This is a genomic window from Streptomyces sp. RLA012, assembly GCF_056270325.1.
Genome location: NZ_JBWDPA010000002.1, coordinates 4,053,842 through 4,068,355 on the forward strand (window position 1 = coordinate 4,053,842; position 14,514 = coordinate 4,068,355).

Genomic DNA, 14,514 nt, shown 5'->3' on the forward strand with positions numbered 1-14,514 from the left:
GGGCCCTGGGCCGGGCGCCGTACCATCGACCCTATGGCTACGGAAGACGCGGTGCGTGAAGCACTGGCGACAGTGAACGACCCCGAGATCCAGCGACCCATCACCGAGCTGGGGATGGTCAAGTCGGTGGATATCGGTGCGGATGGCACGGTCGCGGTCACCGTGTATCTCACCGTCTCCGGCTGCCCGATGCGCGAGACCATCACGAAGAACGTGACGGAGGCGGTCTCGGCGGTCGAGGGCGTCACCCACGTCGACGTGACCCTGGACGTGATGAGCGACGAGCAGCGCAAGGACCTGACGTCCGCGCTGCGCGGCGGCCAGGCCGAGCGCGAGGTCCCCTTCGCGAGGCCGGGCTCGCTCACCCGCGTGTACGCGGTCGCCTCCGGCAAGGGCGGCGTCGGCAAGTCCTCGGTGACGGTGAACCTGGCGGCGGCGATGGCGGCCGACGGCCTCAAGGTCGGTGTCGTGGACGCCGACATCTACGGGCACTCGGTGCCCCGCATGCTCGGTGCGGACGGCCGTCCGACCCAGGTCGAGAACATGATCATGCCGCCGTCCGCGCACGGCGTGAAGGTCATCTCCATCGGCATGTTCACCCCGGGCAACGCGCCGGTCGTCTGGCGCGGTCCGATGCTCCACCGCGCCCTCCAGCAGTTCCTGGCGGACGTGTACTGGGGCGACCTGGACGTCCTGCTGCTCGACCTCCCGCCGGGCACGGGCGACATCGCGATCTCCGTCGCCCAGCTGGTCCCGAACGCCGAGATCCTCGTCGTCACCACCCCGCAGCAGGCGGCCGCCGAGGTCGCCGAGCGCGCGGGCTCCATCGCCGTCCAGACCCACCAGAAGATCGTCGGCGTGGTCGAGAACATGTCGGGCCTGCCCTGCCCGCACTGCGGCGAGATGGTCGACGTCTTCGGCACGGGCGGCGGTCAGTCCGTCGCCGACGGCCTGACCCGCACCACCGGCGCCACGGTCCCGGTCCTCGGCTCCATCCCGATCGACGTCCGCCTCCGCGAGGGCGGCGACGAGGGCAAGCCGGTCGTCCTGACCGACCCCGAGTCCCCCGCGGGCTCCGCCCTGCTCGCGATCGCCGGCAAGCTGGGAGGCCGCCAGCGAGGCCTCTCGGGCATGTCCCTGGGCATCACCCCGAGGAACAAGTTCTAGACAGTTGCCCCCGCGCCCCAAAGGGGCGCGGGGAACTGCGCGACCAGCCACGAACGACGCGCAGCCGCCGAACGACCCGACAGTCCCACATCGGCCCGCGTTCCCGTCCCCCTCCCAGAGGGCACCGTCACGCGTACGCCGAGATGTCCTTGATCACGGCGAAGCCCAGCCCGTACGCACTCATGCCCCGCCCGTACGCGCCCACATGGACGCCCTCCTGGGTGGAACCCGCGAGGACCCAGCCGAACTCGGACTCGCGGTAGTGGAAGGGCGTCGGAACGCCGTCCACCGGCAGGGACAGCGAGGACCAGTGGGACCCGTCGAGGTCGTCCGCGAGGACCCACGCCGTCTCGGTCTGCTGGTCCAGCCAGTCGTCCCGCAGGGTGTGGTCCATCTGGCCGGGCCAGGTGAAGGACAACAGCCCCACACCGGCCAGCCAGGCCGCGGAGGACACCGAGGTGGCCTCCAGGAGGCCCGTACCGTCCGCGCTGCGGCGCGAGGGGCTGGCCGCGACGGTCACCACGACCGCGAAGCGTTCCTTGTCCTCCGTCGACTCACCGCGCACCGAGGGTTCCTCCCCGTGCCCGATCGAACCGTGCTCGACGGCACCGTCCGCCGACGTACCGACCTGCATCAGCCAGCGCGGCCCCGTGAAGGCCTCGTCGAGGCCGTACCACGGGAAGGGCGCCAGCAGGTAGCCGTCGACCGTGCGCCGGGCGAAGGGGACCTGTTGTCCGCCCTCCGCAGCCGGCGCCTGCGCGCCTACCCGACTTGTCGTCTCCATCTGCCCGGACGCCTCCTTGTTCTCGTCGGACCGGGCGGGCCCGCCCCCCTCGGGCGTCCTCAACAGTCCGCACAACAACTGGGCAGCATAGCCACACCGCTCCGAGCAGCAGGGAATGCACCCGGCGCGTGGGTCGCGCACGCGCCGTTCCCAGGCCGTGTCACGCGACTACGGGTACGGCTCAGGTGGCGTCCGCGTCGAAGGGCGGGCGGTCGTCCGGGTCGCTCTTCTCGGGCTTCTTGGTCATGTCGACCACACCGCCGGAAGAACCGGAAGAAGAAGGCGAAGAGGATGAGGAGGGCGTCGCCGGGGTCGAGGAGGAGGACGACGCGTCGGCGTCGCGGCTGTGGACCGCGTCCGTGACCTCGGCCATCTCCTTCTTCAGGTCGAAGCCGTTACGGATCTCCTTGAGCCCCAGCTCGTCGTTGTCCAGCTGTTTGCGGATGAACGTCTTGGGGTTGAGGTCCTCGAACTCGAAGTCCTTGAACTCCGGTCCGAGCTCCTCACGGATGTCCGCCTTGGCGCTCTCCGAGAACTCACGGATCTTGCGAATGGTGCGCGTGACGTCCTGGATCATCTTCGGGAGCTTCTCCGGACCGAAGACGAGCACGGCAAGGACTATGAGCGTCACCAGCTCAAGGGGTCCTACGTCATTGAACACCTGAAACTCCTTGCGATGTCCTCGGTCCTCGGCCCTCGGCAGGTCTTCCGTGGTCCGGGCCGGGTCCACGGTACCCGCCGATCCCGTCCGTCCGGAACTGTCCCGGGGCTTCCGGGTTCGTGTACACGATGAGTTTTCCCGGATGTTTGCCGCTCAGGGAGGTGCTGGTGGCCTCTTCTGTGAAGTTCGTGTCAGTTGCTGTCGGCCGCGCCGAGCACCAGGGTCACCCGCTTCTCCGCGCCGTCCCGCCGGAGGGTCAGCCGGAGCCGGTCGCCGGGGCGGTGGGCGCGGGTCTTCACTATCAGCTCCTCGCCGGAGTGGACGCGCGTGCCGTCGACCTCGGTGATGACGTCCCCGGCCTTGATGCCCGCCCTGGCGCCGGGGCCGCCCGCGGTGACCGGCGCGCCACCGCCGCTCTTCGTCCCGACCCGGGCGCCGTCACCCGTGTAGTTCATGTCGAGCATCACACCGATCACCGGATGGGTGGCCCTGCCCGTGTTGATCAGTTCCTCGGCGACGCGCTTGGCCTGGTTGACCGGGATGGCGAAACCGAGGCCGATGGAACCGGCCTGGGCGCCCTGCAGATCGGTGCCGCTGTCGGCGGAGCGGATGGCGCTGTTGATGCCGATCACGCGGGCCTGGGAGTCCAGGAGAGGGCCGCCGGAGTTGCCGGGGTTGATGGGTGCGTCGGTCTGCAGGGCGTCGACGTACGACACATCGCTCCCGTCGCCCTTCTCGCCGCCCGCCGTGATGGGCCGCTCCTTGGCGCTGATGATCCCGGAGGTGACGGTGTTGGCGAGATCGAAGGGCGCGCCGATGGCGACGACGGGGTCGCCCACCTGGACGTTGTCGGAGTTGCCCAGCGGCACGGGCCGGAGCCCGCCGACCCCGGACACCTTGACCACCGCGAGGTCGTACCCGCTGTCGTGCCCGACGACCGTGGCCTCGGCGCTCTCGCCACCGCTGAACGTCACGGTTATCCCGCCGCCGGTGCCGGCCGGCGCGACCACGTGGTTGTTGGTGAGGATGTGACCCTGGGTGTCGAGTACGAACCCGGTGCCGGTGTCCTCCTCGTCGGAGCCGCGCACATGCAGGGTGACGACGCCGGGCAGCGCACGGGCCGCTATCCCGGCCACGCTGTCCGGAGCCCGCCCCGGTGCCTCCTTCGCGGCCTGCGGCAGCGTCACGTCGTCCACGCCGCCGTTGCGCTCCAGATAGGCCCCCACGGCGCCGCCGACGCCCCCGGAGACGACCGCGAGCAGCACGGCCCCGAGGACGAGCGTCTTCCTCGCCCTCCTGCGCCGCTGTGCCTTCGTCTCGACGGCCGCCGCGCCGTTCTGCTGGAGGGGTCCGGGTGCGGCCCAGGGGTCGTAGTGCTGCCAGGGGGTGGGTGTGGGGCGCGGGGTGCTCGTGTACGGGGCCGGGAGCGGGCCTGGGGGCATGGAGGTGCCGTGCGCCGGGGTTCCGGCCGGGAGGGGCGCCCCGGGCGGGAAAGCGGGCCCAGGAGCGGGCGTGGCGTGCGCGGGCGTGCCGTTCGCGGACGTGGCGGTGGTGGCGGCCGGGTGCTGGACCGGCGGGGCGGGCGCCCAGGGGCCCGGCTCGCCGTACGGCGGGGTGCTGTAGGGGTCGGGGTCGTGCAGGGGCTGAGGACGGTCGGAGGGAACCTGTCCCTCGGCGGGCACGGCACCGTCCTGGGCCTCGCCCGCGGGCACGGCGTCGGACGTCGGCTCTCCGAACGCCCCGGTGTCCGGCGGATCGCCCCGCCGAGCCGCCGCGGGACGAGCCAGCTCGAAGTCGCCGTCGGTGTCGGCACCCCTGTCGACACCCCTGTCGGCACCGATGCCGAACCCGGAGGGGGCGTCGCCCGGGGAGGCGTCGCCCACCGACGGCCGGTCCAACTCATAGTCACCGTCGGGCGCATAGCCACGGTCGGGCGTGTAGCCGCTCTCGGACGCGTAGTCACGATCGGACGCGTAGCCGCCCTCGGACGTCTGGTGTCCCTCGGAGGCGTAGTGCCCCTCGGACGCACGGTCCCCCGCGGATTCGGAGATGCCCTCGACCGGACCCACCTCGCCGGTCTCCGGGCGGACCGGTCGGGGCCGGCTCCACCACTTCGCCTTCGTGGGCTTCCCCTCGTTCATGCTCTCCCCACACCTGGCCCGCGGCACAACTCGCCGACGGTCACCGCAGTTTGTCGACTCCGCGTCCGACAGTCCCTCCGGCGGACGCGACCCACCCTGGATTCAACCAGGTTCCGGAGCCGGGGCGCAGAGGGCGGGTCAGAGGGCGGGTCAGTGAGCGGTGCGGGAGGAGGGGGGCGGGGAGGAAGAGGGGGACGAGGTGGGGGCGGGTGCGACGAGCAGGCCCGGAGCCACGATCCCGGGCGGCGTCGACCAGGAGGTCAGCGCGACCGGATGGGCCTCGGTGAGCGGATGTATGAGCGGGGACATCGCGGCGGCGCCGGCCACCACGGGTGTCGTCAGTGTGTGCATGACGTCCTCGCTCTGGGACGCCGGAGCGGGGACTCCGGGCAGCAGAGGTGCGGACACCGAGGTCGGCGCCATGGGCGCCACGCCGAGCGAACGCTCGCCCTGGGCGAGCAGCGGCCCGTCGGTACGGCGGCGCTGTGTCTCGGGAGCCGTCGCGGCCCCCGAGCCCGGGGTGCGCATCGGTGTCACATTGCTTCCGCCGGAGCCGCCGCGCGCGTCCGCGGTGTCGCCCGGCACCCCGGTCGACATCCCGCCGAGCGCGACCGCGGCCAGCGACACCGCGCCGGCGGCGACGAAGGCGAAGCGCAGCCCGCGCGAGGCCGATCTGTCGGCCTCGTGACGGCTGACGTCATGGATGCGGAATCCGCGTCCGGGGGAGGGCGGCAGCACATCGGCGTGCGGCCCGGCGGGCACGTACCCGAAGGGCTCGCCGCGCACTCCGAAGACTCCGGTCACACCGGAGCCGGAGGGCAGTCCGCCGGAGGGCAGTCCTCCGGAGCGGGTGGGAACTCTGCCGCCGAATCCTCCCCCGCCGAACGGTGAGCCACCACCGCCGTCGAAGTCACCTCCTCCCGGTAGTCCCTGGAGACGGGCCAGGAAGCTCTCGGAGGGAGGTGGAGGGGCAACTTCCGCGAATACGTTCTTCAGTCGGCGCTGGGCGTCCGCCTCGGCCTTGCACTTCGCACAGGTGGCGAGGTGGGCCAGGACGCGCTCACGCGACTCATGACCGAGCTCTCCGTCCACGAGGGCGGAGAGTCGATCCCCAAGATGCTGGTCGGCAACACGCCGCTCCGTAGAGTCGGGCCGGGATCCACTCACGCGGTCGCGCCCCCTCCTCCCAGCGCGGGGACTCGCGGCATCGCGAAGCCACGGCGCTCGGCACGGGCCTCGGGAGACCGGTGCGCAAGGGCCTTGCGCAGCTGCGAGCGGCCACGGTGGATCCGGCTGCGGACCGTACCGAGCTTGACGCCGAGGGTCGCGGCGATCTCCTCGTACGAGAGTCCCTCGATGTCGCAGAGGACGACCGCGGCGCGGAACTCGGGCGCGAGGGTGTCCAGCGCCTGCTGGACGTCCGCGTCGAAGTGCGCATCGTTGAAGACCTGCTGCGGGGACGGCTCGCGGCTGGGCAGGCGCTCGGCCGCGTCGTCACCGAGGGCGTCGAAGCGGATGCGCTGCTTGCGGCGCACCATGTCCAGGAAGAGGTTCGTGGTGATGCGGTGCAGCCAGCCCTCGAAGGTGCCGGGCGTGTAGGTCGACAGGGAGCGGAAGACGCGGACGAAGACCTCCTGCGTGAGGTCCTCGGCATCGTGCTGGTTGCCCGTCAGACGGTAGGCGAGCCGGTAGACCCGGCCGCTGTGCGTGCTGACGATCTCCTCCCAGGTGGGCGGAGTCCACGCCTGCGACTCCGCGTCGGTGGTGAACGTCGCGGTCTGCGCCGGGGCAGCAGCATGGAACGTGTCAGCGATGTCGGTCACGGATTTCGGCTCACCCGCCGATCTGAGCAGGCGCCTCAGCACCCCTCCTCGATCCACAGGCGCAGCCGCACCTCCCCTGTCGGCTCTGGTGGTGTCCAGCGGAGCCCCTACCATAGCCACCTCGCCCGTTAGCTCCGGATAAGCGGTTTTACGAGAATTTGATACGCGCTCATATGGCTGCGTCAGCACTTGCTCGCCGCCCTGCTCAGCATCCTGCTCCATCCGCTTCCCCCCCGCTCTGTTTCCCCACCCCTCTAAACGCCCGGTCCCATCTGCGGGTTCCCGGCGCCAACGGATACAGTCACGCCCAGGCAACCACGGGGACGGGAGAGGGTCATTACCGGCAACCGGCAGACGAGCTGGGCGTTCGCCGACGCCTTTGTCGCCGAGGACGAAGCACTGCGCTGGGCCCGTGACCGGGCCCACGAGGCAGGGCTGCGCTCGGTGTCGCCCGGCACGGGCGCCGCGCTGCGACTGCTCGCCGCCACCGTGGACGCGAAAGCGGTCGCGGAGATCGGCACCGGGACCGGCATCTCCGGAATTCATCTGCTGCACGGCATGCGGCCGGACGGAGTACTGACCACCGTGGACCGGGAGCCGGACCACCAGCAGTTCGCCCGTCAGGCCTTCCGCGCGGCCGGCTTCGCCAGCAACCGCGCCCGCTTCATCCCGGGCCACGCGCTGGACGTGCTGCCCCGGCTCGCGGACGCCGGCTACGACCTCGTGTTCTGCGACGGCGACCGCCTGGAGTGCCTGGACTATCTCGCTGAATCGTTGCGCCTGCTGCGGCCGGGCGGGCTGGTCGTTTTCGAGGGCGTCTTCGCGGACGGCCGCACGGTGGACTCGGGCCCGCAGCCCGCGGAGGTCGGCCGGCTGCGTGAGCTACTGCGCGCGGTGCGCGAGAGCCAGGAGCTGGTGCCGTCGCTGCTGCCGGTGGGCGACGGCCTGCTGTGCGCGGTCAAGCGCTGACCGGCGCTCGGCTCGCACCCCTCTTTCCTTAGCCTGAGCTGCACCGATACCCCAGGGGTACGTCGATGACGCACCCCTGGAATACCAGCGCCCCGGCACCGATTACGATGCCGGGGCAGCTGAAAAGGTATGGTCGCTTCCGCTTCAGCCGACGACCTTCTTGAGGGCGTCGCCCAGCGCGTCGGCCTCGTCAGGGGTCAGCTCGACGACGAGCCGACCGCCGCCTTCGAGCGGAACGCGCATGACGATGCCCCGCCCCTCCTTGGTCACCTCGAGCGGGCCATCGCCCGTCCGCGGCTTCATGGCCGCCATGCTCGTTCCCCTTCCTGAAACCAGCTCATCGTCGCCGACGGCCCCTTGAAGGGCACGCACGTCCCCTCATAGGACATACGTCACCGGCATCGAACACATTGCTTCCAGGCCATTATCCCGCATCTCAGGACCCGATGACCAACATCAGTCGGCATCGCTTGCGCAACGCGCTTGAGCAAAACCACTCAATTCGGCGATGTGACTGCGATACTGCGCCGCCGCATGGACTTCCACCGCTCGGAATTCTTTGACGCAGGTCACATGTCCCGCCCACGCCCCGGACCGTGATCTCCGCCATGCTGTCCTGACATGCTGTCCTCGGACGCAGGACGTACCGACGGGTACGACGGAGCCGCGACACCGGAGGGGACCCACCATGGCCGACACCGTGCTCTACGAGGTGAGCGACGGACTCGCGACGATCACGCTGAACCGCCCCGAGGCGATGAACGCGATGAACACCGAGACCAAGGTCGCCTTCCGGGACGCGGCGCGGTCCGCCGCCGCGGACGAGGGCGTACGGGCGATCCTGCTCACCGCCGCCGGTGAGCGGGCTTTCTGCGTCGGACAGGACCTCAAGGAACACATCGGGCTGCTGGCCGCCGACAAGGAGTCGGGGTCGGGGCACACGATGAGCACCGTGCGCGAGCACTACAACCCGATCGTGCGCGCCCTGACCGGCGCCGCGAAGCCGGTGGTGGCCGCGGTGAACGGCGTCGCCGCCGGGGCCGGCTTCGGCTTCGCGCTCTGCGCTGACTACCGGATCGTCGCCGACACCGCCGCCTTCAACACCTCCTTCGCCAGGGTCGCGCTGACCGCCGACTCGGGCATCTCGTGGACCCTGCCGCGGCTGGTCGGCCCCGGCCGCGCCGCCGACCTGCTGCTCTTTCCCCGCAGCATCACCGCACAGGAGGCGTACGAGCTGGGGATCGCGAACCGGCTGGTGCCCTCCGCGGAGCTGGCCGCCGAGGCCGTGAAGGTGGCCCGGGCGCTCGCCACGGGCCCGACCGTCGCGTACGCCGCGCTGAAGGAGTCGCTCACGTACGGGCTCTCCCACTCTCTGGACGAGACGCTGGAGAAGGAGGACGAGCTGCAGGCTCGGGCGGGCGCGTCGGAGGACCACATGATCGCGGTGCAGGCGTTCGTCAACAAGGAGAAGCCGAAGTACTTGGGGCGCTGACGGGGTGGGTTGACGGGATGCGCCGACGGGGGTGCACCGACAGGTGTGGGGCACCCCGGGCGGGCCGGCCCGCCCGGGGTCGGCCACGCAGTTCCCGCACCCGCGCCCCTGAAGACCCCTAAGAACGGCGCGCCGTGCAGTCTGCCAAGTGGTCGTCGACCAGGCCGCAGGCCTGCATCAGGGCGTACGCCGTGGTCGGGCCCACGAAGCGGATTCCTCGCTTCTTGAGGGTCTTGGAGAGGGCGGTCGACTCGTCGGTGACGGCCGGGACGTCGGCCAGTCGCTTCGGCGCCGGGCGGGTGGCCGGGTCGGGGGCGAAGGACCAGATCAGCTCGTCCAGTTCGCCCGGCGCCCAGTCGGCGAACACGCGCGCGTTGGCGACCGTCGCCTCGATCTTGGCGCGGTTGCGGATGATGCCCGGGTCGCCGAGGAGGCGCTCCTTGTCGGCGTCCGTGAAGGCGGCCACCGAGGCGATCTTGAAGTCGGCGAAGGCGGACCGGAAACCCGGCCGGCGGCGCAGGATGGTGATCCAGGACAGCCCCGACTGGAAGGCCTCCAGGCAGAGCCGCTCGTACAGTGCGTCGTCGCCGTGGACCGGGCGGCCCCACTCCTCGTCGTGGTACGAGACGTAGTCCTCGGTGGACAGCGCCCAGGGGCAGCGCAGCGCCCCGTCGGGCCCGGCGAGCGCGTCGCTCACCTCGCTCACCTCGCTCATCTCACTCGTTCCGCTCGCCTCGCTCACTGGTCCCGCTCACCCTCGACCGGCTTCCGCAGGGAGGTGGTGGCGGTGGCCCTGGCGCCGGCCAGTGCGTCCTCCAGGTCGGCGATCCGGGCGTCCCGTTCGGCGAGCTCGGCGCCGAGGCGGCCGAGCGCGTCGTCCACGTCCGCCATGCGGTAGCCGCGGGCGGCGAGCGGGAAGCGCAGGGACTCGACGTCCGTGCGGTTCACCGGCCGGTCCAGGGGCAGCGGGTCGACGAGCCGCTCGGGCTCGGCCTCGGGAAGGGGGGCGCTCTCGCCGCCGCCCACCACGGACAGTGTCACCGCGGCGACCACGACGGCGAGCGCGACGACCAGGAACAAGAACATGAACATCGCTGAGGTCCCCACGCTCTGGTGCCGACGCGGTCGCGTCGGCGCGAGTACTGAAGTTACTGAAAAGTTATCGATAACCACTGAAGCTGTCCGACCAAGTACGACCGGAAGGTGTCCGACGCCGAAAGTGTCAGGGTCCGATCGTGCCATGCGAGTCTGACAGTTAAGGTCGCAGGCGGCTAAGCAGCGGGACTTACTAGGAGAGGTCACAGGGGATGCTCAGGCTGGGCAGGCACGAATTCGACCCCTACGAGCCGGTGATCATGGCCATCGTGAACCGGACCCCGGACTCCTTCTACGACCAGGGGGCCACCTTCCGCGACGAGCCCGCGCTCGCCCGTGTGGAACACGCGGTGGCGGAGGGCGCCGCCATCGTCGACATCGGCGGGGTCAAGGCCGGGCCTGGGGAAGAGGTGACCGCCGAGGAGGAGGCGCGCCGTACGGTCGGTTTCGTCGCCGAGGTGCGGCGCCGGTTCCCGGACGTGATCATCAGCGTCGACACCTGGCGGCACGAGGTCGCGGAAGCGGTGTGCGAGGCCGGGGCGGATCTGCTCAACGACGCGTGGGGCGGGGTCGATCCGCGGCTCGCGGAGGTGGCGGCGCGGTACGGGGTGGGGCTGGTGTGCACCCATGCCGGGGGCGCCGAGCCGCGTACGCGTCCGCATCGGATCGCGTACGACGATGTCATGGCCGATATTTTGCGGGTGACCGTGGGGCTGGCCGAGCGGGCGGTGTCCCTGGGGGTGCCGCGGGAGTCCGTGCTGATCGATCCCGGGCACGACTTCGGGAAGAACACGCGGCACAGCCTGGAGGCGACGCGGCGGCTGGGCGAGATGGTCGAGACGGGGTGGCCCGTGCTTGTCTCCCTCTCCAACAAGGACTTCGTCGGGGAGACGCTGGACAAGCCGGTGAAGGAGCGGGTGGTGGGGACGCTGGCGACGACGGCTGTTTCGGCGTGGTTGGGGGCGCAGGTGTATCGCGTGCATGAGGTCGCGGAGACGCGGCAGGTTGTGGACATGGTGGCGTCGATCGCGGGACGTCGGCCTCCGGCGGTGGCCCGGCGGGGGCTGGCGTAGTTTTCTTCGCCCCCGCCCCCGCCGCCCCCACCGGTCCCATCCCGACCCTGAGGGCTCCGCCACCGGACCCCCGGGGGTTCTTCGACTGCGGGCGGTGGGAGCTGGGCGCGCAGTTCCCCGCGCCCCTCAGGGCGGGGCTCCGCCCCGCATCCCCCGGCCGCCCGTTCTTCGGCCGAGGGCCTAGGGGCCGGATTAGCGGCCTGCCTCCTTTGAGACCAGGGCGACCGCTTCGTCCACCTCGTCGGTGAGGTGGAACAGGAGGAGGTCCTTCTCGGAGGCCTTGCCCTGGGCGATGAGGGTGTTCTTGAGCCAGTCGACGAGACCGCCCCAGTACGCCGTGCCGAAGAGGACGATCGGGAAGCGGGTCACCTTCTGCGTCTGGACGAGGGTGAGGGCCTCGAAGAATTCGTCGAGGGTGCCCAGGCCGCCGGGCAGCACCACGAAGCCCTGGGCGTACTTGACGAACATCATCTTGCGGACGAAGAAGTACCGGAAGTTGAGGCCGATGTCGACGTAGGGGTTGAGGCCCTGTTCGAAGGGGAGCTCGATGCCCAGGCCGACGGAGATGCCCTTGGCCTCGCAGGCTCCCTTGTTGGCGGCCTCCATGGCCCCGGGGCCGCCCCCTGTGATGACGGCGAAACCGGCTTCGACCAGGCCGCGGCCGAGGGCGACTCCCGCGTCGTACTCGGGCGAGTCCACCGGCGTCCGGGCGGAGCCGAAGACGCTGATCGCGGGCGGGAGTTCGGCGAGGGTGCCGAAGCCTTCGATGAACTCCGACTGGATGCGCAGGACCCGCCAGGGGTCGGTGTGCACCCAGTCGGAGGGACCGCCCGCGTCCAGCAGGCGCTGGTCCGTGGTGCTCGCCTGCACCTGGCCCCTCCTGCGCAGCACCGGCCCCAACCGCTGCTCCTCCGGTGGCTGCTTCTTGCCCTCGGGGTTGCCAGTAGCCATGTGCGCTCCCTCCGCTTGCAGTGGTTCAGGCCCAGCGTAGATCCAGGCTGGTTACGGAGGGGGGACATGCGCATGTCCGCCGTACACCGCAAAAGTTCGGGCGTGGCTCAGGACGTCAGCCAGGCGCGCAGACGCTCCTCCGCCTCCGGGACCGCCGAGGCCCGTACCCGCTCGTCGGCCTTGTGCGCGAGGAGCTGGGCGCCGGGCCCGTAGTTCACCGCGGGCACCCCGAGCGCGCTGAAGCGGGCGACGTCCGTCCAGCCGAACTTGGGGCGGGCCTCACCGCCGACGGCCGCCATGAAGGCCGCCGCGGCCGGGTGGGTCAGACCGGGCCGGGCCCCGCCGGAGTGGTCGTCGACGATGAACTCGTCCACGTCGCAGTCCGCGAAGAAGTCGCGTACGAAGGCCTCCGCCTCCTCCTCGCTGCGGTCGGGCGCGTAGCGGAAGTTGACGACGACGGTGCAGGCGTCGGGGATGACGTTGGTGGCCACGCCGCCCTCGATGCGGACGGCGTTGAGGCCCTCGTGGAACCGGAGGCCGTCCACGACCGGTGTGCGGGGCTCGTAGGCGGCCAGCTTGGCCAGGATGGGGGCCGCCGCGTGGATCGCGTTGGAGCCCATCCACGCGCGCGCGGAGTGGGCGCGCTCCCCCTTCATCCTGAGGTGCACCCTGAGCGTGCCCTGGCAGCCGCCCTCCACCTGGCCGTCGGTCGGCTCCAGGAGGATCGCGAAGTCGCCCTCCAGCCAGTCGGGGTGGGCCTCGGCCACGTGCTTCAGGCCGTTCAGGTGGGCCGCGACCTCTTCGTTGTCGTAGAAGACGAAGGTGAGGTCGCGGTTGGGGGCGGGGACCGTGGCCGCGACGCGCAGCTGCACGGCCACGCCCGACTTCATGTCGCAGGTGCCGCAGCCCCACAGCACCCCGTCCTCGTCGAGGCGGGAGGGCACGTTGCCGGCGATGGGGACCGTGTCGATGTGGCCGGCGAGGACCACACGCTCGGCCCGCCCCAGGTTCGTCCGCGCCACGACGTTGTTGCCGTACCGGTCGACCGTCAGATGCGGCAGGGCGCGCAGCGCGGCCTCGACGGCGTCCGCGAGCGGCTTCTCGTTGCCGCTCTCCGAGGGAAAGTCGACGAGCCGGGCGGTGAGCTCGGCGGCGTCCAGCGTGAGGTCAAGAGGGGTGTCGGCCATGCCCTCGACCCTAGCGCCCCGGGGCGGCCGGTCCGGTCCGTGACGGGATGTCCCGAGTCGCACACCGGTTGTCCCGGGTCGCCCGCCGGTTGTCCACAAGCTCACACACCACCGACAGTCACCTCCAGTACCTTGTACGCGTGCCAGAGCCGTCCCCCACTCCCGTCCGGCGCGGCCGCCTCTTTCGTTTCGGGGCGGCCGTCGTAGTCCTGCTCGCGCTCGCGGGGTATCTCGCGGTGCAGTACCTCACGGGAGGGACGGGTGCCCCACGCTGCACGGTCGTCTCCGGTGCGGGCGACAGCGCGTCGTACGAGTTCACGCCGGAGCAGGCGGTGAACGCGGCGACGATCTCGGCGGTCGGCACCACCCGCGGCCTGCCCGAGCGCGCGGTGGCGATCGCCCTCGCGACCGCGCTGCAGGAGTCGGGGCTGCGCAACATCCAGCACGGCGACCGGGACTCGCTCGGCCTGTTCCAGCAGCGGCCCTCGCAGGGCTGGGGGACGACGAAGCAGATCATGGACCCGACGTACGCGGCCGGTGTGTTCTACGAACATCTGGTCAAGGTGTCGGGCTATGAGCGGCTGCCCCTCACGGTCGCCGCGCAGCGCGTGCAGCGCAGTGGCTTTCCGCAGGCGTACGCGAAGCACGAGCCGGACGCCACGCTGCTGGCCGCGGCCCTGACCGGCCACGCGGCGGCCACGCTGACCTGTGAGGGCAGCCCCGGGACGACCCCGGCGGGCGGCCCGGACTCGGTGCGCGCCGCGCTCGTACGGGACTTCGGGCGCGAGGTGGTGCAGGAGGCGGGGGCCGTCGTGGGCGCCGCCGGCAGCTCCGCTTCGGCGTCGGCCTCCCCGACGGCCGCACCGACGCTCTCCCCCTCGCCGACCGTCTCCGGACGGACGGTGACCGTGCCCGTGCGCAAGGAGGCGGGCGGCGGGGCCGATGTGCGGCAGCGTGGCTGGGAGCTGGCGCACTGGGCCGTGGCCAACTCCTCCGCGCTGCACATCGAGCGGGTCTCCTACGCGGGGCGGGAGTGGACGGCCGGGCGCAGGGAGGGCGAGTGGCTCACGCCCGAGGCCAAGAAGGACTCGGCGGCGAAGGGCTCCACGGCCGAGGTCCGCATCGTCACCGCTCAGTAGTACGGGCCCTCACCCCTGCGGGGGACGCGCGG

15 protein-coding genes are annotated in these 14,514 nt (G+C 71.3%); 5 read left to right on the forward strand and 10 right to left on the reverse strand.

The window, feature by feature from the left end:
• Positions 1-33: 33 nt before the first annotated feature.
• The gene (locus tag RV986_RS18215) at positions 34-1,167 is read left to right on the forward strand and encodes an Mrp/NBP35 family ATP-binding protein (protein ID WP_475918416.1); all 1,134 of its coding nucleotides are present in this window, start codon (positions 34-36) and stop codon (positions 1,165-1,167) included.
• 127 nt (positions 1,168-1,294) lie between these two features.
• On the opposite strand, the gene RV986_RS18220 is transcribed toward RV986_RS18215, so the two are convergent.
• The 5 genes from RV986_RS18220 to sigE all read right to left on the reverse strand — a co-directional run bounded on the left by RV986_RS18220 (position 1,295) and on the right by sigE (position 6,618).
• Positions 1,295-1,951 (reverse strand): hypothetical protein, encoded by a 657-nt coding sequence (locus tag RV986_RS18220; protein WP_475918417.1) that lies wholly within the window; start codon positions 1,949-1,951, stop codon positions 1,295-1,297.
• A 181-nt stretch (positions 1,952-2,132) separates the two neighbouring features.
• Positions 2,133-2,612 (reverse strand): sec-independent translocase, encoded by a 480-nt coding sequence (locus RV986_RS18225; RefSeq protein WP_475918418.1) that lies wholly within the window; start codon positions 2,610-2,612, stop codon positions 2,133-2,135.
• A 191-nt stretch (positions 2,613-2,803) separates the two neighbouring features.
• A complete protein-coding gene (locus RV986_RS18230; protein ID WP_475918419.1) occupies positions 2,804-4,753 on the reverse strand; it encodes a S1C family serine protease in 1,950 nt (649 codons plus the stop codon).
• Positions 4,754-4,903: 150 nt separating this feature from the next.
• Positions 4,904-5,920 carry an anti-sigma factor family protein gene (locus tag RV986_RS18235; RefSeq protein WP_475918420.1) on the reverse strand — a complete coding sequence of 339 codons (1,017 nt, stop codon included), beginning with the start codon at positions 5,918-5,920 and terminating at the stop codon, positions 4,904-4,906.
• The gene (sigE, locus tag RV986_RS18240; RefSeq protein WP_475918421.1) at positions 5,917-6,618 is read right to left on the reverse strand and encodes an RNA polymerase sigma factor SigE; all 702 of its coding nucleotides are present in this window, start codon (positions 6,616-6,618) and stop codon (positions 5,917-5,919) included. The genes RV986_RS18235 and sigE overlap by 4 nt, the downstream gene beginning before the upstream one ends.
• A 228-nt stretch (positions 6,619-6,846) precedes the next feature.
• On the opposite strand from sigE, the gene RV986_RS18245 reads away from it, so the two are divergent.
• Positions 6,847-7,545: an O-methyltransferase gene (locus RV986_RS18245; RefSeq protein WP_475924321.1), complete on the forward strand. Its 699-nt coding sequence runs from the start codon at positions 6,847-6,849 to the stop codon at positions 7,543-7,545.
• 144 nt (positions 7,546-7,689) lie between these two features.
• On the opposite strand, the gene RV986_RS18250 is transcribed toward RV986_RS18245, so the two are convergent.
• Positions 7,690-7,857, reverse strand: coding sequence for a DUF3117 domain-containing protein (locus RV986_RS18250; RefSeq protein WP_003966491.1), 168 nt, complete (start codon positions 7,855-7,857; stop codon positions 7,690-7,692).
• A 376-nt stretch (positions 7,858-8,233) separates the two neighbouring features.
• Here RV986_RS18250 and chcB point away from each other — a divergent pair, with 376 nt between their 5' ends.
• A complete protein-coding gene (gene chcB / locus RV986_RS18255; protein WP_475918422.1) occupies positions 8,234-9,037 on the forward strand; it encodes a 2-cyclohexenylcarbonyl CoA isomerase in 804 nt (267 codons plus the stop codon).
• A gap of 118 nt (positions 9,038-9,155) precedes the next feature.
• Here the strand turns inward: chcB and RV986_RS18260 are convergent, their stop codons facing one another.
• Complete coding sequence (locus tag RV986_RS18260; protein ID WP_475918423.1) at positions 9,156-9,752, reverse strand: DNA-3-methyladenine glycosylase I; 597 nt, start codon at positions 9,750-9,752, stop codon at positions 9,156-9,158.
• 23 nt (positions 9,753-9,775) lie between these two features.
• Positions 9,776-10,129, reverse strand: coding sequence for a DivIVA domain-containing protein (locus RV986_RS18265; RefSeq protein ID WP_475918424.1), 354 nt, complete (start codon positions 10,127-10,129; stop codon positions 9,776-9,778).
• 215 nt (positions 10,130-10,344) lie between these two features.
• Here RV986_RS18265 and folP point away from each other — a divergent pair, with 215 nt between their 5' ends.
• Positions 10,345-11,205 carry a dihydropteroate synthase gene (gene folP / locus RV986_RS18270; RefSeq protein WP_475918425.1) on the forward strand — a complete coding sequence of 287 codons (861 nt, stop codon included), beginning with the start codon at positions 10,345-10,347 and terminating at the stop codon, positions 11,203-11,205.
• Between the two features lie 192 nt (positions 11,206-11,397).
• On the opposite strand, the gene RV986_RS18275 is transcribed toward folP, so the two are convergent.
• Together RV986_RS18275 and dapE are read right to left on the reverse strand one after the other, a co-directional pair.
• Positions 11,398-12,156 carry an LOG family protein gene (locus RV986_RS18275; protein WP_475918426.1) on the reverse strand — a complete coding sequence of 253 codons (759 nt, stop codon included), beginning with the start codon at positions 12,154-12,156 and terminating at the stop codon, positions 11,398-11,400.
• Positions 12,157-12,263: 107 nt separating this feature from the next.
• The gene (gene dapE, locus RV986_RS18280) at positions 12,264-13,343 is read right to left on the reverse strand and encodes a succinyl-diaminopimelate desuccinylase (protein WP_475918427.1); all 1,080 of its coding nucleotides are present in this window, start codon (positions 13,341-13,343) and stop codon (positions 12,264-12,266) included.
• A 140-nt stretch (positions 13,344-13,483) separates the two neighbouring features.
• Between dapE and RV986_RS18285 the strand changes: the two genes are divergently transcribed.
• Positions 13,484-14,482: a heavy metal transporter gene (locus RV986_RS18285; RefSeq protein WP_475918428.1), complete on the forward strand. Its 999-nt coding sequence runs from the start codon at positions 13,484-13,486 to the stop codon at positions 14,480-14,482.
• Positions 14,483-14,514: the final 32 nt, after the last annotated feature.

Bases quoted from the DNA above. Each gene is read 5' to 3' on its own strand.
- RV986_RS18250 (WP_003966491.1), bottom strand. From the start codon at position 7,857: ATGGCGGCCATGAAGCCGCGGACGGGCGATGGCCCGCTCGAGGTGACC.
- RV986_RS18260 (WP_475918423.1), bottom strand. From the start codon at position 9,752: ATGAGCGAGGTGAGCGAGGTGAGCGACGCGCTCGCCGGGCCCGACGGG.
- RV986_RS18215 (WP_475918416.1), top strand. From the start codon at position 34: ATGGCTACGGAAGACGCGGTGCGTGAAGCACTGGCGACAGTGAACGAC.
- RV986_RS18220 (WP_475918417.1), bottom strand. From the start codon at position 1,951: ATGGAGACGACAAGTCGGGTAGGCGCGCAGGCGCCGGCTGCGGAGGGC.
- RV986_RS18230 (WP_475918419.1), bottom strand. From the start codon at position 4,753: ATGAACGAGGGGAAGCCCACGAAGGCGAAGTGGTGGAGCCGGCCCCGA.
- chcB (WP_475918422.1), top strand. From the start codon at position 8,234: ATGGCCGACACCGTGCTCTACGAGGTGAGCGACGGACTCGCGACGATC.
- folP (WP_475918425.1), top strand. From the start codon at position 10,345: ATGCTCAGGCTGGGCAGGCACGAATTCGACCCCTACGAGCCGGTGATC.
- RV986_RS18275 (WP_475918426.1), bottom strand. From the start codon at position 12,156: ATGGCTACTGGCAACCCCGAGGGCAAGAAGCAGCCACCGGAGGAGCAG.
- dapE (WP_475918427.1), bottom strand. From the start codon at position 13,343: ATGGCCGACACCCCTCTTGACCTCACGCTGGACGCCGCCGAGCTCACC.
- RV986_RS18265 (WP_475918424.1), bottom strand. From the start codon at position 10,129: ATGTTCATGTTCTTGTTCCTGGTCGTCGCGCTCGCCGTCGTGGTCGCC.